The sequence below is a fragment of the Microbacterium sp. NPDC080005 genome (assembly GCF_040702445.1).
Lineage (GTDB): Bacteria > Actinomycetota > Actinomycetes > Actinomycetales > Microbacteriaceae > Microbacterium > Microbacterium oleivorans_D.
Genome location: NZ_JBFBLD010000002.1, coordinates 634,392 through 657,952 on the forward strand (window position 1 = coordinate 634,392; position 23,561 = coordinate 657,952).

Annotated in this window: 25 protein-coding genes; 10 read left to right on the forward strand and 15 right to left on the reverse strand. The window is 70.2% G+C overall.

What is annotated here, in order from left to right; genetic code table 11:
- Window positions 1–323: 323 nt before the first annotated feature.
- The 5 genes from AB0259_RS09845 to AB0259_RS09865 all read left to right on the forward strand — a co-directional run bounded on the left by AB0259_RS09845 (window position 324) and on the right by AB0259_RS09865 (window position 5,544).
- Window positions 324–1,493, forward strand: a complete 1,170-nt coding sequence (locus tag AB0259_RS09845) for an aminotransferase class I/II-fold pyridoxal phosphate-dependent enzyme (protein WP_366221982.1) — start codon at window positions 324–326, stop codon at window positions 1,491–1,493.
- A 98-nt stretch (window positions 1,494–1,591) separates the two neighbouring features.
- Complete coding sequence (locus AB0259_RS09850) at window positions 1,592–1,975, forward strand: GntR family transcriptional regulator (RefSeq protein WP_251577481.1); 384 nt, start codon at window positions 1,592–1,594, stop codon at window positions 1,973–1,975.
- Window positions 1,972–2,868, forward strand: coding sequence for an ABC transporter ATP-binding protein (locus AB0259_RS09855; protein WP_366221975.1), 897 nt, complete (start codon window positions 1,972–1,974; stop codon window positions 2,866–2,868). The genes AB0259_RS09850 and AB0259_RS09855 overlap by 4 nt, the downstream gene beginning before the upstream one ends.
- Window positions 2,865–3,560 (forward strand): hypothetical protein, encoded by a 696-nt coding sequence (locus AB0259_RS09860; protein WP_251577478.1) that lies wholly within the window; start codon window positions 2,865–2,867, stop codon window positions 3,558–3,560. Before AB0259_RS09855 ends, AB0259_RS09860 begins: the two co-directional genes overlap by 4 nt.
- A gap of 91 nt (window positions 3,561–3,651) precedes the next feature.
- Window positions 3,652–5,544 (forward strand): amylosucrase, encoded by a 1,893-nt coding sequence (locus tag AB0259_RS09865; RefSeq protein ID WP_366221973.1) that lies wholly within the window; start codon window positions 3,652–3,654, stop codon window positions 5,542–5,544.
- A gap of 102 nt (window positions 5,545–5,646) precedes the next feature.
- Here the strand turns inward: AB0259_RS09865 and AB0259_RS09870 are convergent, their stop codons facing one another.
- Window positions 5,647–6,432, reverse strand: coding sequence for an SDR family oxidoreductase (locus tag AB0259_RS09870; RefSeq protein WP_366221971.1), 786 nt, complete (start codon window positions 6,430–6,432; stop codon window positions 5,647–5,649).
- Between the two features lie 84 nt (window positions 6,433–6,516).
- Entirely contained in the window at window positions 6,517–7,047 is a 531-nt protein-coding gene (locus tag AB0259_RS09875) for a MarR family transcriptional regulator (RefSeq protein WP_251577472.1), read from the reverse strand.
- A 126-nt stretch (window positions 7,048–7,173) separates the two neighbouring features.
- Between AB0259_RS09875 and AB0259_RS09880 the strand changes: the two genes are divergently transcribed.
- A complete protein-coding gene (locus AB0259_RS09880) occupies window positions 7,174–7,530 on the forward strand; it encodes a nuclear transport factor 2 family protein (protein WP_251577470.1) in 357 nt (118 codons plus the stop codon).
- A gap of 122 nt (window positions 7,531–7,652) precedes the next feature.
- On the opposite strand, the gene AB0259_RS09885 is transcribed toward AB0259_RS09880, so the two are convergent.
- The 11 genes from AB0259_RS09885 to AB0259_RS09935 are packed head-to-tail and all read right to left on the reverse strand — an operon-like array spanning window position 7,653 to window position 17,441.
- Window positions 7,653–7,943, reverse strand: a complete 291-nt coding sequence (locus tag AB0259_RS09885) for a chorismate mutase (RefSeq protein ID WP_251577468.1) — start codon at window positions 7,941–7,943, stop codon at window positions 7,653–7,655.
- Window positions 7,944–7,984: 41 nt separating this feature from the next.
- Window positions 7,985–9,526: an alpha-L-fucosidase gene (locus AB0259_RS09890; RefSeq protein ID WP_366221968.1), complete on the reverse strand. Its 1,542-nt coding sequence runs from the start codon at window positions 9,524–9,526 to the stop codon at window positions 7,985–7,987.
- Window positions 9,527–9,579: 53 nt separating this feature from the next.
- Entirely contained in the window at window positions 9,580–10,320 is a 741-nt protein-coding gene (locus tag AB0259_RS09895; protein WP_366221966.1) for a helix-hairpin-helix domain-containing protein, read from the reverse strand.
- Window positions 10,317–10,823, reverse strand: coding sequence for a hypothetical protein (locus AB0259_RS09900; RefSeq protein WP_366221964.1), 507 nt, complete (start codon window positions 10,821–10,823; stop codon window positions 10,317–10,319). The genes AB0259_RS09895 and AB0259_RS09900 overlap by 4 nt, the downstream gene beginning before the upstream one ends.
- Window positions 10,820–11,557, reverse strand: coding sequence for a 4Fe-4S single cluster domain-containing protein (locus tag AB0259_RS09905; protein ID WP_366221962.1), 738 nt, complete (start codon window positions 11,555–11,557; stop codon window positions 10,820–10,822). Before AB0259_RS09905 ends, AB0259_RS09900 begins: the two co-directional genes overlap by 4 nt.
- On the reverse strand, window positions 11,554–11,760 hold the full coding sequence (locus AB0259_RS09910) for a DUF2997 domain-containing protein (protein WP_366221960.1): 207 nt from the start codon (window positions 11,758–11,760) through the stop codon (window positions 11,554–11,556). Before AB0259_RS09910 ends, AB0259_RS09905 begins: the two co-directional genes overlap by 4 nt.
- Window positions 11,761–11,771: 11 nt before the next feature.
- A complete protein-coding gene (locus tag AB0259_RS09915; RefSeq protein WP_366221958.1) occupies window positions 11,772–13,388 on the reverse strand; it encodes an AAA family ATPase in 1,617 nt (538 codons plus the stop codon).
- Between the two features lie 23 nt (window positions 13,389–13,411).
- Window positions 13,412–14,170: a hypothetical protein gene (locus AB0259_RS09920; RefSeq protein WP_366235819.1), complete on the reverse strand. Its 759-nt coding sequence runs from the start codon at window positions 14,168–14,170 to the stop codon at window positions 13,412–13,414.
- Complete coding sequence (locus AB0259_RS09925) at window positions 14,167–14,982, reverse strand: hypothetical protein (RefSeq protein WP_251577452.1); 816 nt, start codon at window positions 14,980–14,982, stop codon at window positions 14,167–14,169. The genes AB0259_RS09920 and AB0259_RS09925 overlap by 4 nt, the downstream gene beginning before the upstream one ends.
- Window positions 14,983–15,020: 38 nt before the next feature.
- Window positions 15,021–16,151, reverse strand: coding sequence for a beta-propeller fold lactonase family protein (locus AB0259_RS09930; RefSeq protein ID WP_366221954.1), 1,131 nt, complete (start codon window positions 16,149–16,151; stop codon window positions 15,021–15,023).
- Between the two features lie 3 nt (window positions 16,152–16,154).
- The gene (locus tag AB0259_RS09935; protein ID WP_251577448.1) at window positions 16,155–17,441 is read right to left on the reverse strand and encodes an adenylosuccinate synthase; all 1,287 of its coding nucleotides are present in this window, start codon (window positions 17,439–17,441) and stop codon (window positions 16,155–16,157) included.
- A gap of 190 nt (window positions 17,442–17,631) precedes the next feature.
- Here AB0259_RS09935 and AB0259_RS09940 point away from each other — a divergent pair, with 190 nt between their 5' ends.
- The 4 genes from AB0259_RS09940 (at window position 17,632) to AB0259_RS09955 (ending at window position 20,988) form a co-directional block, all read left to right on the forward strand.
- A complete protein-coding gene (locus tag AB0259_RS09940) occupies window positions 17,632–18,615 on the forward strand; it encodes an ATP-binding cassette domain-containing protein (protein WP_251577447.1) in 984 nt (327 codons plus the stop codon).
- Window positions 18,612–19,331: a methionine ABC transporter permease gene (locus tag AB0259_RS09945; protein ID WP_251577445.1), complete on the forward strand. Its 720-nt coding sequence runs from the start codon at window positions 18,612–18,614 to the stop codon at window positions 19,329–19,331. The genes AB0259_RS09940 and AB0259_RS09945 overlap by 4 nt, the downstream gene beginning before the upstream one ends.
- 64 nt (window positions 19,332–19,395) lie before the next feature.
- On the forward strand, window positions 19,396–20,226 hold the full coding sequence (locus tag AB0259_RS09950; RefSeq protein WP_366221950.1) for a MetQ/NlpA family ABC transporter substrate-binding protein: 831 nt from the start codon (window positions 19,396–19,398) through the stop codon (window positions 20,224–20,226).
- Window positions 20,227–20,280: 54 nt separating this feature from the next.
- Entirely contained in the window at window positions 20,281–20,988 is a 708-nt protein-coding gene (locus AB0259_RS09955; RefSeq protein ID WP_366221948.1) for a Pr6Pr family membrane protein, read from the forward strand.
- Window positions 20,989–21,004: 16 nt separating this feature from the next.
- Here the strand turns inward: AB0259_RS09955 and AB0259_RS09960 are convergent, their stop codons facing one another.
- Together AB0259_RS09960 and AB0259_RS09965 are read right to left on the reverse strand one after the other, a co-directional pair.
- Complete coding sequence (locus AB0259_RS09960; protein WP_251577439.1) at window positions 21,005–22,012, reverse strand: LacI family DNA-binding transcriptional regulator; 1,008 nt, start codon at window positions 22,010–22,012, stop codon at window positions 21,005–21,007.
- Window positions 22,009–23,532 carry a sugar ABC transporter ATP-binding protein gene (locus AB0259_RS09965; protein ID WP_366221945.1) on the reverse strand — a complete coding sequence of 508 codons (1,524 nt, stop codon included), beginning with the start codon at window positions 23,530–23,532 and terminating at the stop codon, window positions 22,009–22,011. The genes AB0259_RS09960 and AB0259_RS09965 overlap by 4 nt, the downstream gene beginning before the upstream one ends.
- Window positions 23,533–23,561 lie beyond the last annotated feature (29 nt).

Here is a 23,561-nt window from a genome sequence, read left to right on the forward strand (position 1 = left end):
CGCCCGGGTGGCGGTCACCGGCATCCGCACGAGCGAAAACGTCACTCGAGTGCAGCGCTCCGACGACGAACATCGGGCTCGTCATCCAGACCGCCGACCATACGCCCGCTCGTCGTCGACACCTCAGGATGTCGGTTCGAAGGGGCGCGGACTGGTCGTCGAGGGCGCGAGGCCCTTCTTCGACGGTAACGAAGATGGTTGATCGGGATCAAATCGATCCATCAGGTTGCATGAACATTCGGCGGTGGGTATCACGCGCGCGCCAGGGGCGATCATCTCGGCCCGATCGGCGAGAATCGGAGAGGCCGGGAAAAGGGAGCAGCATGAGCGATTTCGCACGACGCGTGGACGCGACGACCATCGAGCAGCTGCGAGCGACGGGGGCGACCAAGTGGTCCGCCGACGACGGGACGCTGGGCGCGTTCGTGGCGGAGATGGACTTCGGGATCGATCGGAAGATCACCGAGGCCCTCCATCGCGCGGTCGACGACGGCGCGTTCGGCTACATGCCGCGCGGGATCAGCGCCGACCTGTCCGAGGCGACGACCGAGTTCGTCGCCCGCCGGTACGGGTGGCAGGTGGCGGCATCCGACGTCCAACCGGTCCCCGACGTCATCATGGGTCTCGAGCTCGCCATGGAGCACTGCTCCGCGCCGGGCTCGAAGATCATCGTCCCGACACCGTCGTACATGCCGTTCCTCTTCGTGCCGCCGATGCGCGGGCGCGAGGTGATCGAGGTGCCGCTCGCCGTCCGCGACGGCCGCTACGAGTTCGACCTCGACGCCCTCCAGCGCGCCTTCGACGACGGGGGCAACCTCCTCCTGCTCTGCAACCCCTACAACCCGGTGGGGCGCGTGTTCTCGCGGGACGAGCTCCTCGCCATCTCCGAGGTCGTCGAGCGCAACGGCGGCCGCGTCTTCTCCGACGAGATCTGGGCCCCGCTCGTCTACAGCGGCGCGACCCACATCCCCTACGCGACGGTCTCGCCCGCCGCGGCGCAGCACACGATCACGGCGATGAGCGCGTCGAAGGCGTGGAACCTCCCTGGCCTCAAGTGCGCCCAGCTCGTGCTCACGAGCGACGCGGATCGCGAGACCTGGGAACGGCTCGGTCCCTTCGCCGGCCACGGCACGAGCAACCTCGGGGCCATCGCCAACGCGACCGCGTACCGTGACGGCGACCCGTGGCTCGCCGATCTCGTGCCCTACCTCGAGCAGAGCCGCGACACCCTCCTCGACCTGGTCGCCGAAGAGCTGCCCGGCGTATGGATGCCCGAGCCCGAGGGGACGTACGTCGGCTGGCTCGATTTCCGCACCGTCGGGCTCGGCGACCGCCCGGCGGACTTCTTCACCCGCGAGGCGGGAGTGACCCTCACCGAGGGCTCGATGTGCGGGATCGCCGGAACGGGCTTCACCCGCCTCATCTTCGCGACGCCGAGGCCGATCCTCGAGCAGATCGTGCGCCGCCTCGGGCAGGCCGTCCGGTCCGCCTGAGTCCCACCCACCCTTCGCCGCGCACGAGAGTCTTGACACCTTCTTGGTTCCATGGTTACCTACTCATGTAACTAACCAACGAACATCGCGGAGTCGGAATGGTCGATGAAGGACGCCCGCTCTTCCAGCAGATCGCGGAGAGCATCGAGGACTCGATCATCGACGGCAGCCTGTCCGAACAGGACCAGGCACCGTCGACGAACGAGCTCGCCGCCTTCCATCGCATCAACCCGGCCACCGCAGCGAAGGGGATCACGATGCTGACGGACAAGGGAGTGCTGGTCAAGCGACGCGGCATCGGCATGTTCGTCGCCGACGGCGCGCGCGACCTCCTGCTCACTGAACGCCGCGCGGCCTTCGCCGATCGCTACCTCGATCCCCTGATCACCGAGGCCCGCAAGCTCGGCCTCGGCCCCGACGACCTCGCGCGCCTGCTGGCGGAGCGCGCCACCGCATCCGGAACGAAAGGAACCGCACGATGACCGCCGTCATCGAGGTGAAGAACCTCACCAAGCGCTACCGTGACACCACCGCTGTGGACGACGTCTCGTTCACCATCGAGCGCGACTCGATCTACGGGCTGCTCGGCCGCAACGGCGCCGGCAAGACCACCGTCATGTCGATCCTCACGGCGCAGAACTTCCCGACCGCGGGCGAGGTCCACGTGTTCGGCGAATCGCCCTACGAGAACCCCGCCGTGCTCAGCCGCATGTGCTTCGTGCGAGAGAGCCAGAAGTACCCCGACGACGCGACGCCGCTGCACGCCTTCCGCATCGCACGCCTGTTCTACCCGCGCTGGGACCAGGCCCTCGCCGACACGCTCATCGCGGAGTTCCGACTGCCCGTGAAGACGCGGATCAAGAAGCTCTCCCGCGGTCAGCTCTCCGCCGTCGGCGTCATCATCGGCATCGCCGCGCGGGCCGAGGTCACCTTCTTCGACGAGCCGTACCTGGGCCTGGATGCCGTGGCCCGCCAGATCTTTTACGACCGGCTCCTCGAGGACTACGCGGAGCATCCGCGCACCATCATCCTGTCGAGCCACCTGATCGACGAGGTGTCGAACCTGCTCGAGAAGGTCATCGTGATCGATGCCGGCCGCATCGTCATGGACGAGGACACCGAGTCCGTCCGCGGGCGGGCCGCGACGATCGTCGGCGAGTCGACGGCCGTCGAGGCGTTCGTCGCCGGCCGCGAGGTCATCCACCGCGAGAGCCTCGGCCGCGTGACCAGCGCGACCATGATCGGCGAACTGAGCCGAGAAGACCGTGCCGAGATCGCGGCATCCGGTCTCGACGTCACTCCCGTCTCCCTGCAGCAGCTCATCGTTCGGCAGACGCAGAGCGCCGCCACCACCGACGAAGGAGCACTCCGATGAACCGCACCGTCAACGTCGTGCGCATGCAGCTGGTCAACCGCGCCACCTATGTCTGGGTGCCGTTGATCGTGCTGGGCGGCACGCTCGTGATCACGCTCGCCATCTTCGGTCTCATCGCGAGCAACGGGGTCGACGCGGAGATGTTCGGCGGCGGCGCCCAGGCACCCCTGTGGTACTTCGGCGTCGTCGGTGTGCAGGCGCTGACCCTGACCTTTCCGTTCTCGCAGGCGATGAGCGTGACGCGGCGCGAGTTCTACGTCGGCACCCTCCTGACGGCCGCGCTGACCGCTGTCGTCCTGGCCGCGCTGTTCATCGTGGGCGGACTCATCGAGCAGGCGACCGGCGGGTGGGGAATCGGCGGGTACATGTTCTACCTGCCGTGGGTGTGGTCGCAGGGGCCGGTCGTCGCAGGACTGTTCTTCTTCATCCTCGCGATGCTGTTCTTCGTGGTCGGATTCTGCGGCGCGACCGTCTACAAGCGCTGGGGCAACCTGGTGCTCACGATCGTCCTCGTCTCGCTGGGCTTCGTCCTCATCGGCGCCATGTGGCTGATCGGGCAGCTGCGGGCATGGGGCGACGTGTTCGGATTCTTCGGGTCGCTGACCCCCATCGCACTGACCGGCGTCATGGTCCTGGTCGGCGCGCTCCTCGCCGCTCTGTCGTACGGGATGCTGCGCCGCGCGATCGCCTGAGCAGAGACCGGCCACCGGCGCGGCCGGGGATCGTATCGACGGTCCCCGGCCGCGCTACGATGCGGATCACCGACCCGACGCTGGGAGCACCATGGCACGTCTGAGCCCCGATCCGACCAACGATCTCGACGCCGTCCGGGTGGCCGTCGCGGAAGAACTGGGCGGAGCGGACGCGGAGTTCACGGCGCGACTCGACGAGGCGCTTCCCGTCCTGCACGACCTGTTCCTCCAGCTCTACGGCGAGCGCGAGGACGGCCGGGAGTCGCTGGCAGCCGTGGTCGCGTCGGCGGCTGCGAGCTGGCGTGACCGACCCGCCGATCTGAAGGCGCTCGATCGACGGCGGATCGCAGACCCGGGGTGGTACCTGTCGGAGAGGATGCTCGGCGGCGTCTGCTACGTCGACCGGTACGCGGGGTCGCTGCGCGGCATCCGGGATCGCATCCCCTACTTCCAGGAACTGGGGCTCACCTACCTTCACCTCATGCCGCTGTTCGCCTCACCCGAAGGGAACAACGACGGCGGGTACGCGGTGTCGAGCTACCGGGCCGTCGACGAGGAGCTCGGCACGATGGCGGACCTCGCGGAGCTCGCAGCCGACCTGCGCGAGGCCGGGATCTCGCTCGTCGTCGACTTCATCTTCAACCACACGAGCAACGAGCACGAGTGGGCGCGGAAAGCGGTCGCGGGCGTCCCCGGGTACGAGGACTTCTACCTGATCTTCCCCGACCGGACGATGCCCGATCGGTACGAAGAGACCGTCCGCGAGATCTTCCCCGACGACCACCCCGGCGCGTTCGTGCAGCTGCCCGACGGACGCTGGATCTGGGCGACGTTCTACCACTTCCAGTGGGACCTCAACTATGCGAACCCCGCGGTGTTCCGCGCCATGGCGGGCGAGATGCTGTTCCTCGCCAACCAGGGTGTGGAGGTGCTGCGGATGGACGCCGTCGCCTTCATCTGGAAGCGGCTCGGCACGACGTGCGAGTCGCTGCCCGAGGCGCACCTGCTGCTGCGCGCCTTCAACCAGGTGCTGTCGCTCGGTGCGCCGTCGGTGTTGTTCAAGTCCGAGGCGATCGTGCACCCCGACGAGGTCATCAGCTACATCTCGACCGAGGAGTGCCAGCTCTCGTACAACCCGCTGCAGATGGCGCTCGGGTGGGAGGCGCTCGCGACCCGCGACGGCCGCCTGCTGCAGAAGGCTCTCGACGAGCGGCATGCCCTGCCCGCGGGGACAGCCTGGGTCAACTACGTGCGCAGTCACGACGACATCGGCTGGACCTTCGCCGACGAGGATGCCGCGACCCTCGGGATCGACGGCTACTCCCACCGCCGGTTCCTCAACGACTTCTACGTCGGCCGGTTCCCCGGCACCTTCTCGCGCGGGGTGCCGTTCCAGGAGAACCCGAAGACCGGCGACGCCCGCGTCACCGGGACGACCGCCTCGCTGGCCGGGGTCGAGGCGGGTGACCCGGGCGGCGAGGACCGCGTGATCCTCGCCCACGCGCTCGCGCTGTCGACCGGCGGCATCCCCCTGCTCTACCTCGGTGACGAACTCGGCCAGCTCAACGACTACAGCTACCGGGACGACCCGGCGCACGCGGACGACAGTCGGTGGGTGCACCGCCCCGCCGCCGATCCGGCCGCCTTCGCGGCGCGGCACGACCCGTCGACGGTCGCGGGCCGCATCCACTCACGCCTGACAGCGCTGATCGAGGCGCGTCGGCGGACGCCGGAGTTTGCCGACATCCCGCTGACGCCGTTCCACACCCCGCATCTGTCTGTCGTCGGTTTCCAGCGCATCGGTGGGGGCGTCGTGCTCGTGCTCGCGAACGTCGGCGACGACGCGGTGACGATCGACGCGCAGACGCTGTCGGGGTTCCGCGCCGACGCCACCGACGTCGTCACCGGCGATGGCGTCGACCTGTCGGGCGGGCTCGAGCTGCCGGCGCACGGGTTCCGTTGGCTGCGGGTGCGGCCGGTCTGACGCCGCCTGTCATGGGATGCAACGGATGCCGCGCGCCGCGCCGCGGCATCCGTCGCTGCGTCGGCGTGTCGCCGCGGATCCATTGCATCCGCTGACGGGACGTCAGACCGTGCGCACCGTCCCGCCGTCGACGACGTACTCGGCGCCGAGGATGGCGGACGCCCGGTCCGACACGAGGTATCCGATGAGGTCCGCCACCTCCTCGACCTCGGCGAAGCGTCCGAGCGGGACGCCCCCGAGCGAATCCATGACCCGCTGCTTCGCCTCGTCCCGCGTGATCCCGTTCGCCTCGGCGATGCGGTCCGCGAAGACCTCGTACCCCGCGGTGCGGATGCCGCCGGGGCTGACCGCGTTCACCCGCACACCCCGGGGGCCGACCTCGTTCGCGAGGCCCTTGCTGTAGGTCCGCAGCGCCGCCTTCGCGGCGGCGTAGGGCAGGGTCGCCTCGTGAAGCGGCTGCTCACGCTGGATCGACGTCACGTGCACGACGACTCCTGAACCCTTCTCGAGCATCGCCGGGATCAGCGCGCGGTCGATCCGCACGGCGCCCAGCAGGTTCAGCTGGAGCTCGGCGATCCACTGCGCGTCATCCGCGGCGGCGAAACCGCCGGGAGGCGTCGAGGACCCGCCGACGACGTGCACGATGATCTCGGCACCTCCGGCCTCGGTCAGGGCCGCGGCCACCCGGTCGGTGCCGTCGGCCGTTGTGGTGTCGGCGGCGACGAACCGGTCGGGGTGGGCATACTCCTCCGGCATCGACCGTGCCGTGACGTAGACATCGGCACCGAGTTCGCGCAGTCTCGCGGCGACGGCTGCGCCGGTACCCTTCGTGCCGCCGGTGACCAGTGCGCGGCGCCCGTCGAGGCGTTCGCGATCCGTGTTCGACATGCGTCTTCCCATCTCTCGTTCTTTCATGTCCTGCAGGACAGTAACATAACTACTGTCCTGTGAGACATGAATTCGAGAGACAGGTCAGTCCCGGGCGGGCAGCAGGCCTCGCTCCAGCATCCGCTCCGCCGATGCGATCGCATCGGTGACGAAACGGGCGGTGAGCGCCGTGTACTCGCGGACGTCCTCGTGGGACCACCCCTCGAGGACCTCCGCGATCATGCGGTCTCCGAGGGCGTAGACACCGTGCGCGGCCGCCTCGCCGGCCTCGGTCAGGGTGATCAGGGTCGCCCGACCGTCGGCGGGGTCCGTCGACCGGGTGACCCAGCCGGCAGCCTCGAGTCGGCGGATGATCTTGCTCACGTGCGACGCCCCGGTGCCGAGCACCTCGGACAGCGCGGTCGGGCGCATCGGCCCCCAGGCCAGGAGGTGCCGCAGCGTCGCGTGCGACTGCTGATCGATGCTCTCCCCTGTCTGGGCGAGCACCTTGCCCTGGAAAGCGGGCGAGTCCCACAGCAGGATCAGCGCGCTGAGGTTCGCCAGCAGATCGGAGCGGTACGGGAAGTCATCGGCCGTGCGGGGCCGGCGTGAGTCCGGGTCGGGTGTCTGTGCCACGCCAGAACTCTAGCGGCGCGGAGGGGAATTTATTGTCCCGAGCGACAGTTCTTGGTATTACTGTCCTGTGGGACGGTAATTCACACACAGACCACGAGGCGACTCGTGGATGAAGGGATGGACATCATGAGCAAGACACTCCAGATGCAGGAACTGCCCACCGCGGCGCGGGGGTTCGTGGACGCCTGGCAGGCGCACGACGCGGGCGGGGTGAAGGCGCTGTTCACCGAGGATGCGGTGGTGTCGGACGAAGGCCGCACGCACCGCGGGCGGGCGGAGATCGACACCTGGGTCGACGAGACGATCGACCTCTTCACGACGACCGTCACGTTCCTCGGCGCCCGTGAGGTCGACGACATGGTCGGCGCGTCGTACCGGCTCCAAGGGGACTTCCCCGGCGGCGTGGTGGCGCTCGAGTATCAGTTCTGGACCGACGACAGCGGCCGGATCACCAAGCTCGACTTCGCCGACACCGCGTTCTGACGGCGCCGATGCGTCACGGGATGCAACGGATGCCGCGCGCCTCGCCGCGGCATCCGCTGCACCGTCGGCGTGCCGCCGCACATCCATCGCATCCGCGAACGCCTGCGGAGCACAGACCGGGCTCAGCGCTCCTCGGCGGCCTCGGTGTGGTGACGGATGACCTCGGCCACGACGAAGTTGAACCATTTCTCGGCGAACTCGGGGTCGAGGTCCGCCTCGAGAGCGAGACGACGCAGGCGCGCGGTCTGCTGCTCCTCGCGCGACGGGTCGGATGCCGGCATCCCGTGCTCCGCCTTGAGGACGCCCACCTGCTTCGTGCAGCGGAATCGCTCGGCGAGCATGAAGACGAGGGCCGCATCGATGTTGTCGATGCTGGATCGCAGGATCTGCAGCTGGGCGTTCGGGTCGGTCATGATTCCTCCGGCGTCGAGCGTATCGCGACGGGCGCGGCCGCTCAGCCGTGCAGGAAGTCCTTGCGCGCCGGCACGGGCTCGGGCGCGAGCCACACCTTCACGACCACCCCGACCTCGGACGGCGCGGTCTCGGGCAGCGTGACCCGGAGCGCATCGACGCCCTGCGACCACTCGACGGCACCGGCGCCGAGCACGGTCAGCTCGGCGATCCGGCGGCCCAGCAGCCCGCTCCCGCGACCCCACGAGCGGATCGTCGCCATGCCGTCCTCCGGCCACCGCAGCACGACCGCGTAGACGTAGTCGCCCGTGACGTCGATGCGCGTCGTGAAGCGCACGTCCTCCGACGTGAACGGGGCGAAGCCGTCGTCGATCATCGACCCCGCGACCACCTCGGTCGGCCCCTCGCCGGGAATCAGCCACGGACGCGAGCCGAAGATCGCCTCACCGTTGACCGTCAGCCAGTCGCCGATGCCCTCGAGCAGCGCCCGCTCGGGTTCGGCGATCGTCCCGTCGGCCTTCGGGCCGATGTTCAGCAGCAGGTTGCCGTTCTTCGCCACGACGTCCACGAGCTCCCCGACGAGGTCGTCGAGGGTCTTGTAGTCGTGGTCCTCGATCCAGCCCCACGACGTCTTGCCGACCGACGTGTCGTTCTGCCAGACGTCGGGACGGATGCCGCTCATCGCGCCGCGTTCGATGTCGTAGACGGCGCTGCCCTCGGCGAACGCGGTCCACTTGTAGTTGATGACGACGCCACGGCCCCACTCCTGGCCGCGGTTGTAGTAGTACGCCGCAAGCTGCCGGATGTACGGCTCGAACGCGGGCTGCTCGAGCCACCAGTCGAACCACAGCACCTGCGGCCGATACCGGTCGATGATCTCGACCGTCCGCAGCAGCCAGTCCTCCAGGAACAGCTCGTTCGGGGCGGTCTCCTCGCGCTGGGCGGGACCGTAGAAGTCGGAGAACCGCGCGTCGCGGACGTCGGAGTCGAACCGCATCCCCCCGTTCATGAAGAACCAGTGCTCCGCCCGGTGCGAGGACGCCCCGCGCACCATCCACGTGTCGTCGACGGCCGTCATCAGGTCGCCGAACACGTCGCGGCGGGGGCCCATCTGCGTCGCACTCCACCGCGAACGCGCCGTGTCATACATCGTGAAGCCGTCATGGTGCTCCGCCACGGGCACGACGAACTGGGCGCCCGCGCGGCGGAACAGCTCTGCCCACTCGGCGGGGTCGTAGCGCTCCATCGTGAACGACGGGATGAAGTCCTTGTACCCGAACTCGTCGTGCGGGCCGTAGGTCTCGCGGTGGTGCGCGAAGGCGCCGTCGGCTTCGAGGTACATCGTGCGCGAGTACCACTCGCCCTGGGCGGGCACAGACGGGATGCCCCAGTGGATGAAGATCCCGAACTTCGCGTCGCGGTACCAGAGCGGCGGTTCGTACGCGCCGAGCGACTCCCACGTCGCCGAGTACGGGCCCGCGTCGACGACCGCCTGGACGGCGGCGAGGGCGGCGGCGTTGTCGCTCACATCGACGCGCGGAGGGAGGGATGCCGGGTCGAGCGGCTCGAGGGGGGATGCGGCCATTCCCCGATCCTTCCGCCCTCGCTCCGCGGAATGCAACGTTTACCGCGAAGGTGTCAGATGTCGACGCGGCGCCCGAAGCGGCGTTCCCCGCGCGGCCGCGGCGAGCAGGTCGCCGCCGTCCGCAGTCGGACGATCTCGTGCGGCTGCAGCCCTGCCGCCTCGCCGAACTGCTCGACCGAGACGAACCCGCCCTGCGTGGTGCGCGCCCGCACAGCACGGCGGGCCTTGGTCCGGTTCATCCCGGGCAGCTCCGCGATCTCGTCCGCCGACGCCGTCTGCACGTCGACGGGCTCGGCCGGCTCGCTCGTCTGCAGCAGATCGGCCGACGTCGCACCGACGGCGTCCGCGAGCCGGTTCTGCTGCGGCTGCGGCGCGGGCTTCGACGCTCGCTTCGAGCCTCGACGGCTGCGGCGGGACGGACGAGCGGATGCCGCCACGGGTTCCTCCGCTCGGCGCCACGCGGCGGGGCGGGCCTTGCTCGTCCGAGCGACGCGTCGCTCCCACAGGGTCCGCAGCCAGGCCGGGTTGAGCGCGAGGGCGACCACGATCCCGGCGAGGTGGACGACCGCGCCCACGACGGCACTGAACCCGCCCCACAGCTCGATCGCAACCGTGAACCCGAGCGCGCCGCTCGCGATGCCGGCGATGAATGCCGCCCGCCGCCGCGAGACGGCGCCGACGATGAGGAAGCCGATCCATGCGAATCCAGGTCCGAAGAACACCGGCACGAGCCACGAGCTGACGCCGAGCATCCACCCCCAGGTCGGCACCGCCTCGCGCGGCGATGTGCTCACGCCTGGTCCCGGACGTGCAGCACCATCGTGACCGTATCATCCTCGTCGCGGGTCTCGGAGACCAACTCGAACCCGGCCTGGTCGGCGCGGGCGCGGATGCGCTCGGCGACGGCCTGCTGCACGTGCCGTGCGTAGGCGGCATCCAATCGGGTCATGAGGTCGGCCGCCTCGGCCTCGGACACCTCATGCCCGTCGAGGCGCGACAGGTGGGCACCCCACACGTCGTCCTCGGTGCGCGACATCACGAGCTCGAGCCCGTCGACCGTCGCACTCAGCTCGCCGTCCACGAGCGATGCGTCGGTCGCGCCCAGGTCGCCGAGGGCCGCGGCGAGGAGGTTCGCGTCCTTCATCCGCGTCTGCACCGCGATCGGGACGGCTTCGGGCCGCGCCCCCGGCTCGGTCGTCGCGTCCTTGCTCTGCGCGACCGCACCGATCACACCGGTGCCGCCGAGGGCGGCCGCTGCGGCGAGCGCCGCGGGGACGAGGATCAGCGAGATGCTCATCGGGAGGGTTCCTTCCTGAGGGATGCGGCGCGGTCTCCGCGCACGCCCAGATCGTCCAGCAGCGCGGCGAGCGCCGCATCCGTCGCCCAGCCGTTCACCGCGACGGAGCCGTCGGCTCCGATGCGCACCTCGAGGGCGTCCCCACCGCCGTCGCGGGCGATCCGCTCGACCTCGACCGCGTACCGCGGAGTGAGGGCGCGGATCGACTGGTTGCGCGACCCGATCCACGGCCGGCGCGTGTCGGGCGAGTCGGCGAGATACGGACCGTCGCAGAGCAGATCGGTCGCGGCGAGCAGTCGAGCGATGTCAGGGCGATCCCGACCCCACTCCCGCAGCCGCTCGAGGGTGTAGCCCGAGAACGCCATCACACCGAGGCCGGCGAGGCGGAAGGCCTCGGCCACGACGGCGAGCGCAGCGGCCTGATCGAAGGGCTCGCCGCCGAGGAGGGTGATCCCCTCCGCGCCGGCGGACACGGCGGCATCGACCCACTCCGCAGCGAGCGCGGCCGGGTCGTCCAGCTGCGCGCCGCGGGTCGCCCAGAGGTGCGGGTTGAAGCACCCCGGGCAGTGCACGGCGCAGCCCTGCACCCAGACCGCGGCGCGAACGCCCGGGCCCTCCGCCGCGGTCGCGGGAACGAACCGCGACCACCGCAGGAACTCGGCACCCGTCGGGGGCGGCGCCGTGCCGAGGAGGCTCCGCTCCCCGCCCACGCCCCGAGATTCCGCGACGATCATCGTCCCCGGTCCTCCTGCCGCAGCTCGTCCTCGGCCGTCGCGGCGACCCGGGTGTAGTCCGCCGTGAACTGCGACGAGGCCGTCTCGGCGTCGAGCAGCGCCTCGAGCTGCTCGATGTAGTCGAGGCACTCCGGGCCGGTCATGCCGAACGTCTCTGCGGCGACGGACCCGTCCGCCTTCAGCTGCACCACGAGCTTCTTCATGCCGACTCCCCTCAGTAATCCACAGTCCGACCACCGCGACGCGATGACAGGATGCCGTCAGCCTCGTCGCCCGCGGGGGTGTCGTGCGCGTCGAGGTCTTCTGCCCCGGTCGCGCGCACGGCGCGCTGGGCAGCCCATGCACGGATGCGCTGGACCTCCTCGGCCTGCGTGACCGCGAGCGGGATCATCGACGCGACCACTCGCGTGACGATGTCGGCGGTGATGGTCTTGCGGCCACCGAACCCCTCATAGAGCGCGGCCACGACGGCCTGCTCGATCTCGGCACCGGAGTGGTTCTCGCTCGCGGCGACCAGCGACGAGACCGCACCGCGGTCCTGGGCGACCGCGGTGAGCCCGTTCGCAGGCGTCGCGTGCGCCGCGAGCTGCAGCGACCAGATCGCCTCACGCTCGACGGCCGTGGGCAGATCGACGAAGAAGATCTCGTCGAAGCGACCCTTGCGCATGAACTCGGGCGGCAGGGCGTCGATGTTGTTCGCCGTCGCGACGACGAAGACGGGATGGCGCTTCTCCTGCATCCACGTGAGGAACGTTCCGAACACGCGCGCCGTCGTGCCCGAGTCGCCCTGGCCGGTCGTGTTCGAGAAGCCCTTCTCGATCTCGTCGACCCACAGGATGCAGGGCGCCACCGCCTCGGCGGTCGCGATCGCGGTGCGCAGGTTCTGCTCGCTCGACCCGACCAGCCCGGAGAAGATGCGCCCGATGTCGAGGCGCAGCAGCGGCAGCCCCCACGACGCCGCCGTCGCCTTGGCGGTGAGCGACTTGCCGCAGCCGGGCACACCCGTGATGAGCACCCCCTTGGGAGCCGGCAGGCCGTACTCGTGGGCGCTCGGCAACCACGAGCCGTTCCGGCGCTCGAGCCACCGCTTGAGATTGTTGAGCCCGCCGACGTCGTCGAGGTCGATGTCGGCGGTGACGAATTCGAGCACGCCGGATTTGCGCACCACCTGACGCTTCTCGTCGAGCACGATGCCGATGTCGTCGGCCGTGAGCCGTCCGTCGTTGACCATCGCGCGCGCGAAAGCGTTCTCGGCCTCGGCCATTGTCAGCCCGAGCGCCGCCTGCACGAGCGCCTCGCGGGCCGCGTCGTCGGCGGCGACCCTGATCTCGCCGGCGTTGTTGTCGATCATCGTGTCGAGCAGGTCGCGGATCTCCGCGGCGGTCGGCAGGGGGAAGTCGAACAGGTGCGTCAACTCGTCGAGCTCGGGCGGGATCACCCGCACGGGTGCGGTGACGACGAGGGTGCGCGAGACATCGCCGTGCCGGAACTCGAGCGCGGTCTCGCGGACGGTGCGGACGATGGCGGGGTCGCCCTGCCGGTGCTCGCCGCCGAAGTAGGCGTGCAGGTCGCAGAAGATGAACACGCTCGGGTCGGTGACCCCGGCGGCGTGCTGCAGCGCCCGCGCCGGGTTCGTCGTGTTCGAGATGCTCTTGCCGTCCGGGCCGATGAGCCCGAGCGCCGAGGTCCAGGTCCATACCGCGCGGCGGTTGCGCTGCGCGTGGGCGGCATCGGTGATCGCGGCCACGGCACGCACCTCCTCACCGGTCTCGAGGTACAGCAGCGGCAGGCGCGCCTTGAAGGCGGCGTCCAGCGTGGCGTCGAAGGTCACGTCCGTTCCCTTTCCTGTCGTGATCATGATGTTCCGGATGCCGGTTCGTCCAGCGTGATGGTCCATCGCCCGGCGCCCTCGTCCGCGTCGACCCGGAAGATCACGCGCCCCTCCGCCGGCCAGGATTCCCGGATGTCGACACCGTCGACGGCGCGGACGAGGTCGATCGCCTCGCCGGGGAAGGCGGCGTCGACCGTGAAGAAGCCGTCACCGTCGAAGACGAAACGCGCGCTCAGCGCGTCGCCGTCGTAGGACAGCAGCGCCGGGCCCTCTCCGGTCGCGGTGCCGTCCTCGATGGGTGTCGGCGTCTCACGGCTGACCGTCGCCCGCCAGTCGGTCAGGCGGGGCGCGAACCACATGCGACCGTCCGTCCCGGCGGAGACGACGGTGACCTTTCGACTGCCGCTCACGAGTCCGAGGTAGTCGGGTCGGTCGTCGTCGAGACCGACTGTGGCATCGGGCTGCTGGTAGATGCTCAGGTAGTCGTCCGCGCCCTCGGTCAGCGGGCCGACCACCCAGACGTCGTCGCCCGCCGGAAGGTCGAGGAAGCCGCTCGCGGCGGTGCCGATCAGCTCGTCCCCCTGGAGCCGCACCTCCTGGGCGTCGGGGTCGTCCCAGGGCTCGTTCTCGTACCGGTTCGGGTCGGTGAACACGAGATCGCCGGTGCGCGGGTTGATCCCGACGACCGGCAGCAGGACGAAGGCGAGCACGACCGCGACGGCCGATCCCGCCAGCCAGGTGACCGTCGAGAAGCGACGGATCCGGGCATCCGCCGTGGTCACGGTGTCGCCTCTGGTGTCGGTGTCGGTGAGGACGTCGGTGTCGGCGTCGGCGAGGACGGCGGGAACTCGAGACGCCAGCCGGCGTCCTCCCATGCCTCGACGGAGAAGACGACGAGAGGCGCGTCGGGCCAGGCGATCGACTGGTCGAGGGGCGCGTCGCCGTCGAAGGCGTACTCGCTGCCGTGCGGCGTGACGACCTGGATGGAGACGTTGCCCTCGCCGCGTGCGCTGAGCCGCGCGGTCGACGCCTCGCCCGCGTGGGTGAAGACCGCGGACTCGAAGCCTGATGCGACGTCGTTCACCCAGCCGAGACCGCCGAACGTCACGCGCCCGCGCCAGGTCTCGTCGCTGAGGCCGTCGACCCACAGCTCGACGTCCGGCTGCTCCACCAGCACGATGACCCGATCGTCGGCCAGGGAGAAGAATCGTGGCGGCTCACCGTACTCGCCCTCCGTCACGATGCGTCCGCCGGGACCGGTGACCCGCACGCTGCCGATGTACGTCGCATCCTCGGGGGTCAGGACGACGGGGGTGTCGACATCGAGACCGGAGAGGCGGATGACCGCCCCGTCCGGCCCCTCGTAGACTCCCCCGCCGAGATCGTCCGCGACGATCGGGTCCGGACTCGTCCAGGGCTCCAGCGCGTAGTCCGCGTCGGCACCGACGGGGCCCGGGTCGAAGCCGCCTTCGTCCGCGTAGACGAGCGCGACGATTCCCGCCACGACCAGGCCCGCGATCCAGACGAAGGCGGTGAATCCACCCAGCCGCGCGATCGCCGTCCGGCTCGCGCCCGTCTGACCGCCCGCGCTCATGTTCCCCCTCCGCCCCGACACGTTACCGGGGACGCTGGTCAGGCGGAGAAGGGTAGGAGCGCCGTCGGCGACGGTGCTATTGTCCGGTGCCGGACCCGCCCCGGGACCCCGGTGCGTCCGTCGATCGCCAGCGAGACGACCTCGTCGGCCCGCTGCCCCGCGACCAGCAGGGTGTCCCGCGCCACGACGTGATGGCGCGGCCACGATGTGCCGGATTCGGCGAGCGCGACCGGCTGCAGCGTCTCGCCGCCACCGCGCACCTTGACGGTCGCGATCGTGTCACTGCCCCGGAGGCCCGCATACAGGTGCACGCCGTCTGAGGACATCGCGAGCTCGGCCCCCATGTCACCCGGGAAGGCACCCAGCTGCGCTCCGCCGACGAGGCGCCACTCCCCCTGGGCGTCCGGAGCGAGCGCGAACACCTCACCGGAGTACTCCGTCACGACGTACAGGTGGCCGCTCGGGTGAACACGCAGGTGTCGCGGTCCGGTGCCCGTCGGCAGGACGAGACGCTGCGCCTCGCGGCCGCCGCGCCAGAACCGGACGAGGTCGAGACCGAGATCCGAGGTCGCGATGACGCCTCCCGGCAGCGACGCCGCCTGGTGCGCGTGGGAGGGGCGGCCGGCGGCCTGGTGCGCAGGGGACGTCCGGCCCGCGGCATCCGTCTCGTCATCGGCGTGCGGGATGAGGTGCGCATACTCCGCCCCGGCCGCCGCGCGAAGGGCGCGGGCGGCAGCGGCGACATCGGATGTCGGGCCGCCCTCGGCGACGCCGGTCCAGGCTCGCGCGGTTCCCGGACGACCGTCCGGTGCGAGCCCGACGCGGACGACCGCGCCGTCGCCGTAGCAGGAGACGATCAGCGCGTCCTCGAGGGCGAGCACGTGGCAGGGGCTGTCGCCCACGACGACCTCGTGACCGAGCGGGACGAAGGTCCGTTCACCGGTCCGGAGGTACGCGCGGACGGCTCCGCGGCCTTCGAGCGTCGCGTAGACGACGTCGAGCGACGGATGCCGCGTGATCCACGACGGTGATTCCGCCGCGGCGATGTCGCCGCCGAATCCCAGCGGGCCGCTCGCCAGCGGCGAGTCGGCGGTGCCGGCATCCAGCAGTCCGATGCCCGTCGCCGACCCGCCCATGTCGGCGGAGTACCCGCCGAGCAGGAACCGCACGGGTCAGTCGAGCAGGTCGTGGCGCACGATGACCGCGTCGCGCGCGGCTCCGACGCCGATGACCGAGATGCGCGTGCCGCTCATCCTCTCGAGCGCGAGCACGTAGTCCTGCGCCGTCTGCGGCAGATCCTCGAACGTGCGCGCGGTGGAGATGTCCTCGCTCCAGCCGGGGAAGTTCTCGAGGATCGGCGTCGCGTGGTGGAAGTCGGTCTGGTTGACGGGCACCTCGTCGAAGCGCTGCCCGTCGACGTCGTACGCGACGCAGACGGGGATCTCCTTCAGCCCCGTGAGGATGTCGAGCTTGGTGAGGACGAGGTCGGTGATCCCGTTGATGCGGGTCGCGTAGCGGGTGATCGGGGCGTCGTACCAGCCGACGCGGCGCGGGCGGCCGGTGGTCGTGCCGAACTCGAACCCGCGCGAGCGCAGGAAGTCGCCGTTCTCGTCGAAGAGCTCCGTCGGGAAGGGCCCGGAGCCGACGCGCGTCGTGTAGGCCTTCACGATGCCGACGATGCGATCGAGGCGGTTCGGTCCGACGCCTGATCCGGTCGAGGCGCCGCCCGCGGTCGCCGACGAGGACGTGACGAACGGGTAGGTGCCGTGGTCGATGTCGAGCATGGTCGCCTGGCCGCCTTCGAAGACGACGACATCGCCGGCGTCGAGCGCATCGCTCAGCAGCAGGCCGGTGTCGGCGACCATCGGACGCAGGCGGTCGGCGTACGACAGGAGGTCCTCGACCACCTCGTCGACCGTGATGGCGCGGCGGTTGAAGACCTTCACCAGCAGGTGGTTCTTCTGGTCGAGGGCGCCCTCGACCTTCTGGCGCAGGATGTTCTCGTCGAACAGGTCCTGCACGCGGATGCCGGTGCGGTTGATCTTGTCGGCGTAGGTCGGGCCGATGCCGCGTCCCGTGGTGCCGATCATGCGCTTGCCGAGGAACCGCTCGGTCACCTTGTCGAGGGTGCGGTGGTACTGCGTGATGATGTGCGCGTTGGCGCTCACCTTGAGGCGCGAGACGTCGACGCCGCGGGCCTGCAGTGCGCCCAGCTCGGCGAAGAGGACCTCGAGGTCGATGACCACACCGTTGCCGATGACGGCGTTGACCCCGGGCGACAGGATGCCGCTGGGCAGCAGGTGCAGGGCGTACTTCTCGTCGCCGATCACCACGGTGTGGCCGGCGTTGTTGCCGCCGTTGAACTTGACGACCCAGTCGGTGCGCTCACCCAGGAGGTCGGTGGCTTTGCCCTTGCCCTCGTCTCCCCATTGAACGCCGACGATCACGATGCCTGGCATGGGCTCTCCCCCGTTATCGGACGGTTACACCCCATCCTATCGGGCGGGGTCGACGCCTCGAGCCGCCGCAACCGGCGGCGCAACGCGGCGTCACACGATTTGTCGCAGGCGGCACCGATTCGGTTGCATCGAAGGGACTGGGCGCACTCGCTGCCCGATGATCCCCACCCCGCATCCGAGAGGACGGCCGTTGATCGCGCTCGATCAGGTCTCGAAGCACTACGGCGGCGTACCCGCCGTGGACGACGTCTCGCTGACCATCCCCACCGGCGAGGTGTTCGGCATCGTCGGTCAGAGCGGCGCCGGCAAAAGCACCCTCGCGCGGATCGTCAACCTCCTCGAGCGGCCCGACCGCGGCACCGTGACGGTCGACGACGTCGAGCTCACCGCCCTCGGCGAGACCGAGCTCCGCGCCGCACGTCGACGGATCGGCATGGTCTTCCAGCGGTTCAACCTTCTCAGCAGCCGCACCGTGCGCGGCAACGTCGAGCTCGCCCTCGAACTGGACGGCGGCTCCCGCAGCGCACGTCGGGACCGCGCGCAGGAGATGCTCGACCTCGTGGGGCTCGGTCACCGCGCCGACGCCTCCATCCACGAGCTCTCGGGCGGTCAGCAGCAACGCGTCGGCATCGCCCGCGCCCTCGCCACGCGGCCGAGCGTGCTCCTCTCGGACGAGGCGACGAGCGCCCTCGACCCCGAGACGACCGAGTCGATCCTCGACCTCTACCGCCGCATCAACGAGGAGCTCGGGCTCACCGTCCTGCTCATCACGCACGAGATGGACGTCGTGAAGTCCAGCTGCCATTCGGCCGCCCTGCTCGAACAGGGCCGCGTCGTGGAACAGGGACGCCTGGTCGACGTCATCCGCACACCCGGCTCGCGCCTCACCTCGCAGCTGTTCCCCCTCGGCCCCGTACCCGACGGCGTACCGGCCGACGCGACCGTCATCGACATCACCTTCGCGGGCGGCACCGCCGATCGTCCGGTCATCGCACGTCTCGCCCGCGACCACGACGCCGATGTCTCTATCCTCGGCGCGGTCGTCGAGCGCATCGCGGGGACGCAGGCCGGCCGCACACGGCTCGAGGTCCCCGGCCACGTCGCGGCAGCCGTCATCGCCGACCTGCGCGCACAGGGCCTGCTCATCGAGGTCCTCCAGGGGGTGGCCGCATGAACCAGCAGCTGATCGACGTCCTCCTCAAGGCGACCGGCGAGACCCTCTACATGGTCGGCGTCGCCCTGCTCGTGACGATCGTCGTCGGGCTCCCCCTCGGTGTCGTCCTCGTCGGCACCGAGGCGGGGCGCTTCCTCGAGCGCCCGTTCGGATCGCGCGCCGCCGGTGTCGCGATCAACCGCACCCTCGACTTCATCGTCAACTTCGGCCGCTCGGTGCCGTTCATCATCCTGATGGTCGCCCTGATCCCCGTCACCCGGGCCATAGTCGGCACCTTCATCGGATCGACCGCGGCCATCGTGCCCCTGTCGGCCGTCGCGATCCCGTTCTTCGCCCGCATGGTCGAGATCGCGGTCAAAGAGGTCGACCCGGGTCTGCTCGAGGTCGCCTCCTCGCTCGGCGCGAGCCGGTGGCAGCTCGTGACGAAGGTCCTGCTCCCCGAAGCCGCACCCGCCGCCCTGCTGGGCCTGTCGACCACCGTCACATCGATCATCAACTTCTCGGCGATGGTCGGCACGGTCGCCGGTGGCGGCCTCGGCGACGTCGCGATCCGCTACGGCTATCAGCAGTACAGCTGGATCCACATCGTCGCGGTCATCGTCATCATCTTCGCGATCGTCATGGTGCTGCAGAGCCTCGCCGCCTGGGGTGCGAGGCGTCTCGGCCGCCGTGGTACCCGCCGCGGCGTGCGCGTCGCCGCGGCATCCGCCGTCTGACCCGACCCTCGAACCTCCGGCCGCCCCGACGCCGGTCCCCCGCACCATCGACGAAAGGCATCCCATGTCCCGCCCCCTCCGTACCGCCCTCCTGGCCTCCGCCGCCGCCACCGCGCTCCTGCTCTCGGGCTGCGCCTCGACGACCCCCTCCGCCGGTGGCGAAGGCGAGGGCGACGACCTCGGCACGCTCAAGGTCGGCGCGCTGCAGACGCCCGCGGGCGACATCCTCAACCACATCGCCGAGACGAGCGCCAAGGAGGCGGGGCTGACGATCGAGTTCGTGCCCTTCACCGACTACAACACGCCCAACACGGCGCTGGCCGACGGCTCGATCGACGCGAACCTGTTCCAGAACGCGACCTTCCTCGAGACCTTCAATGAGCAGGCCGGCGGCGAACTGGTCAGTGTCGGCGAGGCGTACCTGCCGAGCGCCGCGTTCTACTCCGACAAGGTGTCGAGCCTGGACGAGCTCGCCGACGGTGCGAGCATCGCGATCCCGAACGACCCGACCAACGAGGGACGTGCGCTGAAGCTCCTGGCATCCGAGGGCCTCATCGAGGTGGACGACGACGTCGTCGACCTGAGCGGCATCACCGCGAACCCCAAGGACTTCGAGTTCCGCGAGATTGAGAACGCCACACTCCCGCAGGCGCTGCCCGACGTGGATGCCGCCTTCGTCACGATCTCCTTCGCGCTGCCCGCAGGCCTCACGAGCGACAAGGCGATCCTGCTCGAAGGCGAGGACAGCCCGTACTACAACGTCCTCGCGACCCGGCCCGAGCTCGAGGACGACGCGCGCGTGCAGAAGCTCTACGAGCTGCTGACCTCGCAGGAGACGGCCGACTTCGAGAACGAGACCTGGGGAGGCCTCGTCGTCCCCGTCGTCAAGGGCTGACGACCTTCGGCTGCGCGCGGCCCGGATTCCCGGGCCGCGCGCTAGGGTTCGGTCATGCGCACCCGAACCTGGCCGACGGTGTGGTCGGTCGTCAGGCTGCTCGCCGCTGCGGTCCTGATGATCGCCGTCGTCGGACAATTCGTCACCACGATCCGCTTGGCAATCGCGAACGACCGCGACGTGACGACCACGATCGCGAACTTCTTCAGCTTCTTCACGATCCTGTCGAACCTCGTCGGGGCCATCTCCCTGCTGGCGGCGGTGATCTGGTTCTTCATGCGGCCGCCGCACGAGGACCGCGAGCCGCGCGGAATCGCGGTGGCCCTCGCCGCAGCCACCACCTATCTCGCGATCACCGGCGTGGTCTACAACCTGCTGCTGCGCGGCCTGCCGACCGCGGATGACCACGTCGCCTGGGCCAACGAGATCCTCCACGTCGTCGCACCGCTGTTCCTGGTGGTCGACCTGTTCGTGGCTCCCACCCACCGCGCCCTCCGATGGCGCTCTGTCCTCGTCATCCTGGCCGTGCCGATCCTCTGGATCGTCTACACGTTGATCCGCGGACCGTTCGTCACCGACCCGGTGCGCGGCGTCGCGTTCTGGTACCCCTATCCATTCCTCAACCCGAACGGCGTCGCCGGGTGGGGCGGCGTGTGGGCCTACGTCGCCGGCATCGCCGTGACCTTCGTCGTCGTCGGCGCGATCATCGTCGCGGTCGGGCGTCTGCGCGGACGCTCGTCGAGGACCGCCGCCGCCGTCTGATCGCGCGAGCCGGGCGTCAGCGCCGCGAGGATTCCCGCACGATCAGGTGCGTCGGCAGCGGGGTGTCCTCGGTGAGCCCATCCGGCTCCTCGACGGCGAGGAGGACCTTCTGCATCATGAGCTCGCCGAGGGCGCGGAAGTCCTGCCGCACGGTCGTGAGCGGCGGCGAGAGGTAGGCGGCTTCCGGCACGTCGTCGAAGCCCACCACGGCGATGTCTTCGGGCACCCGCAGACCGCGCGACCGCAGTGCCGACAGCAGGCCGATGGCCATGTGGTCGTTGCCGGCGAAGACGGCATCGCCCGGCGCCAGCTCAAGCGCCCGACCGATCTCGGCGCCGCTGGCTGCTGTCCAGTCACCGTGGGCCGGCGCGATCACGGTCAGCTGACGGGCCGCGAGCTCGTCCCGCCAGCCGCGGATGCGCTCGACCGCATCCGGGTTGCGGGCAGGGCCCGCGATGTGCTGAATGCGGCGATGCCCCAGTTCCGCGAGATGACGCACCGCCGACCGCGCGCCACGGTACTGGTCGATCGAGACGAGCTGCGGATGGCGGCGCTGCGTCGCCGCGGCGGCGACCATGGGGACCCCGAGGTCGAGGCCGCGCACGACTTCGAGGACCCCCAGGTCGGTGACGACCAGCACGATCGCATCCACGCGCTGCCGCAGCAGACCCTCGACGACCGACCGGACGCTCGCCGGATCGGTGTCGGGAGCCGTCACCGAGTCGACGGAGTAGCGCTCGACCCGGGCCGCGACGTTGAAGTGCATCGCGATCGACGTCGGACCGAAGTCCGCCGTGCCCGGTGTGATCAGGCCGATGGTCCGGGTGCGCTTGGTGACCAGGGCGCGCGCGGCCGGCGACGGGCTGTAGCGCAGCTGCGCCATCGCCTGCTCGACGCGGGCGCGCGTCGCGGGGCGGACGTTCGGCAGGTCGTTCAGCACCCGCGACACGGTCTGGTGCGAGACGCCGGCCAGGCGCGCGACGTCGAAGATGTTGGCGGACTTCGCGCCGCGCTCGTCGCTCACGACTCGTCCTCGGGGCGCGCGACGAGCGCCAGCAGCGAGTCGACGGTGAGCGAGTCCGCCGGGATGGTGTCGACGAGTCGACCGCCGCGCATGATCGCGATCCGGTTGGAGACCCGCAAGACCTCCTCGAGCTCCGCCGAGATGAAGAGCACCGACAGACCGTTGTCGGCGAGGTCGGCGACGAGCCGCTGGATCTCGACTTTCGCGCCGACGTCGATGCCGCGGGTCGGCTCGTCGAGAACGAGCACCCTCGGCGAGAGGGCGAGCAGGCGGGCGAGCAGCACCTTCTGCTGATTGCCGCCGGAGAGGGTGCCCGCCGGACGATCCGGGTCCGCCGGGCGGATGTCGAGGGCCTCGATCCAGCTGAGGGCGAGTTCACGTCGGCGTGCGCGCGACAGGCGGTGCAGGATGCCGCGGTCCGCCTGCAGCGCGAGCGTGATGTTGTCCTGCACGCTGAGCTCGCCGATGATGCCCTCGGTCCGCCGGTTCTCGGACGAGTAGACGATGCCCTGACCGATCGCCCGGCGGGGCGTCGCCAGCACCGCGGGCGTGCCGCGCACCTCGATCCCACCGGCATTCGGTCGGTCCACCCCGGTCAGCGCACGGGCCAGCTCGGATCGGCCTGAGCCGAGGAGCCCGGCGAGGCCGACGACCTCGCCCTCGCCGATCGTCAGGGTCGCCGCGGTGAGCCCCGTCCCCGAGGCGAGGTCGCGTCCGGCGAGGGCCACGGGCGCCGATGCCGCGGCATCCTCCCGCGGATGGACGTCGAGCTCGTCGGCGCCGCGTCCGAGCATCTTCTCGACGAGGTCGATGCGCAGCAGCTCGGTCGGCACGTACTCGCCGATCAGGCGGCCGCCCCGGAGCACCGTGATGCGGTCGCAGATCTCGTACACCTGGTCGAGGAAGTGCGAGACGAACAGCACGGCGACGCCGCGGGAGGTGAGTTCGCGGATGACGCGGAAGAGCTCGGCGACTTCGTCGAGGTCGAGGCTCGAGGTCGGCTCGTCGAGCACGACGACGCGAGCGTCGACCGAGATGGCCCGCGCGATCGCGACGAGCTGCTGGATCGCGAGCGAGTGCCGTGACAGACGCGTGCGCGGGTCGATGTCCAGTCCGAGACCTTCGAGGATCGCGCCCGCGCGGCGGTGCGTCTCGCGCCAGTCGATGGCGCCGAGCCGCCGGCTCTCGCGACCGAGCAGCACGTTCTCGCCGACCGAGAGGTTCGGCAGCAGGTCGATCTCCTGGTAGACGGCGCTGATCCCCGCGGCGAGCGCATCGGCGGGCGAGCCGAAGTGCACCGCCTCGCCGCCCACGCGGAGCGTCCCGGCATCCGGCCGGAGCGCACCCGTGATCGCCTTGATGAGCGTCGACTTCCCGGCGCCGTTCTCGCCCATGAGCGAATGGACCTCGCCGGGCAGCAACCGGAAGTCGACGGCGTCGAGCACCGTCTCGGCACCGAAGCGAACGGTCGCGCCGGTCACCTCGACGACCGGCGCGACCGCTGCTTCGCGCGCATCCATACGGACCATCATGCCCGCGGCGGACCTCC

Excerpts from the sequence above, each read along its gene's own strand:
- AB0259_RS09845 (WP_366221982.1), top strand. The coding sequence starts at position 324 with ATGAGCGATTTCGCACGACGCGTGGACGCGACGACCATCGAGCAGCTG.
- AB0259_RS09850 (WP_251577481.1), top strand. The coding sequence starts at position 1,592 with ATGGTCGATGAAGGACGCCCGCTCTTCCAGCAGATCGCGGAGAGCATC.
- AB0259_RS09855 (WP_366221975.1), top strand. The coding sequence starts at position 1,972 with ATGACCGCCGTCATCGAGGTGAAGAACCTCACCAAGCGCTACCGTGAC.
- AB0259_RS09860 (WP_251577478.1), top strand. The coding sequence starts at position 2,865 with ATGAACCGCACCGTCAACGTCGTGCGCATGCAGCTGGTCAACCGCGCC.
- AB0259_RS09865 (WP_366221973.1), top strand. The coding sequence starts at position 3,652 with ATGGCACGTCTGAGCCCCGATCCGACCAACGATCTCGACGCCGTCCGG.
- AB0259_RS09870 (WP_366221971.1), bottom strand. The coding sequence starts at position 6,432 with ATGTCGAACACGGATCGCGAACGCCTCGACGGGCGCCGCGCACTGGTC.
- AB0259_RS09880 (WP_251577470.1), top strand. The coding sequence starts at position 7,174 with ATGAGCAAGACACTCCAGATGCAGGAACTGCCCACCGCGGCGCGGGGG.
- AB0259_RS09885 (WP_251577468.1), bottom strand. The coding sequence starts at position 7,943 with ATGACCGACCCGAACGCCCAGCTGCAGATCCTGCGATCCAGCATCGAC.
- AB0259_RS09890 (WP_366221968.1), bottom strand. The coding sequence starts at position 9,526 with ATGGCCGCATCCCCCCTCGAGCCGCTCGACCCGGCATCCCTCCCTCCG.
- AB0259_RS09900 (WP_366221964.1), bottom strand. The coding sequence starts at position 10,823 with ATGAGCATCTCGCTGATCCTCGTCCCCGCGGCGCTCGCCGCAGCGGCC.
- AB0259_RS09905 (WP_366221962.1), bottom strand. The coding sequence starts at position 11,557 with ATGATCGTCGCGGAATCTCGGGGCGTGGGCGGGGAGCGGAGCCTCCTC.
- AB0259_RS09910 (WP_366221960.1), bottom strand. The coding sequence starts at position 11,760 with ATGAAGAAGCTCGTGGTGCAGCTGAAGGCGGACGGGTCCGTCGCCGCA.
- AB0259_RS09925 (WP_251577452.1), bottom strand. The coding sequence starts at position 14,982 with ATGAGCGCGGGCGGTCAGACGGGCGCGAGCCGGACGGCGATCGCGCGG.
- AB0259_RS09935 (WP_251577448.1), bottom strand. The coding sequence starts at position 17,441 with ATGCCAGGCATCGTGATCGTCGGCGTTCAATGGGGAGACGAGGGCAAG.
- AB0259_RS09945 (WP_251577445.1), top strand. The coding sequence starts at position 18,612 with ATGAACCAGCAGCTGATCGACGTCCTCCTCAAGGCGACCGGCGAGACC.
- AB0259_RS09950 (WP_366221950.1), top strand. The coding sequence starts at position 19,396 with ATGTCCCGCCCCCTCCGTACCGCCCTCCTGGCCTCCGCCGCCGCCACC.
- AB0259_RS09955 (WP_366221948.1), top strand. The coding sequence starts at position 20,281 with ATGCGCACCCGAACCTGGCCGACGGTGTGGTCGGTCGTCAGGCTGCTC.
- AB0259_RS09965 (WP_366221945.1), bottom strand. The coding sequence starts at position 23,532 with ATGGATGCGCGCGAAGCAGCGGTCGCGCCGGTCGTCGAGGTGACCGGC.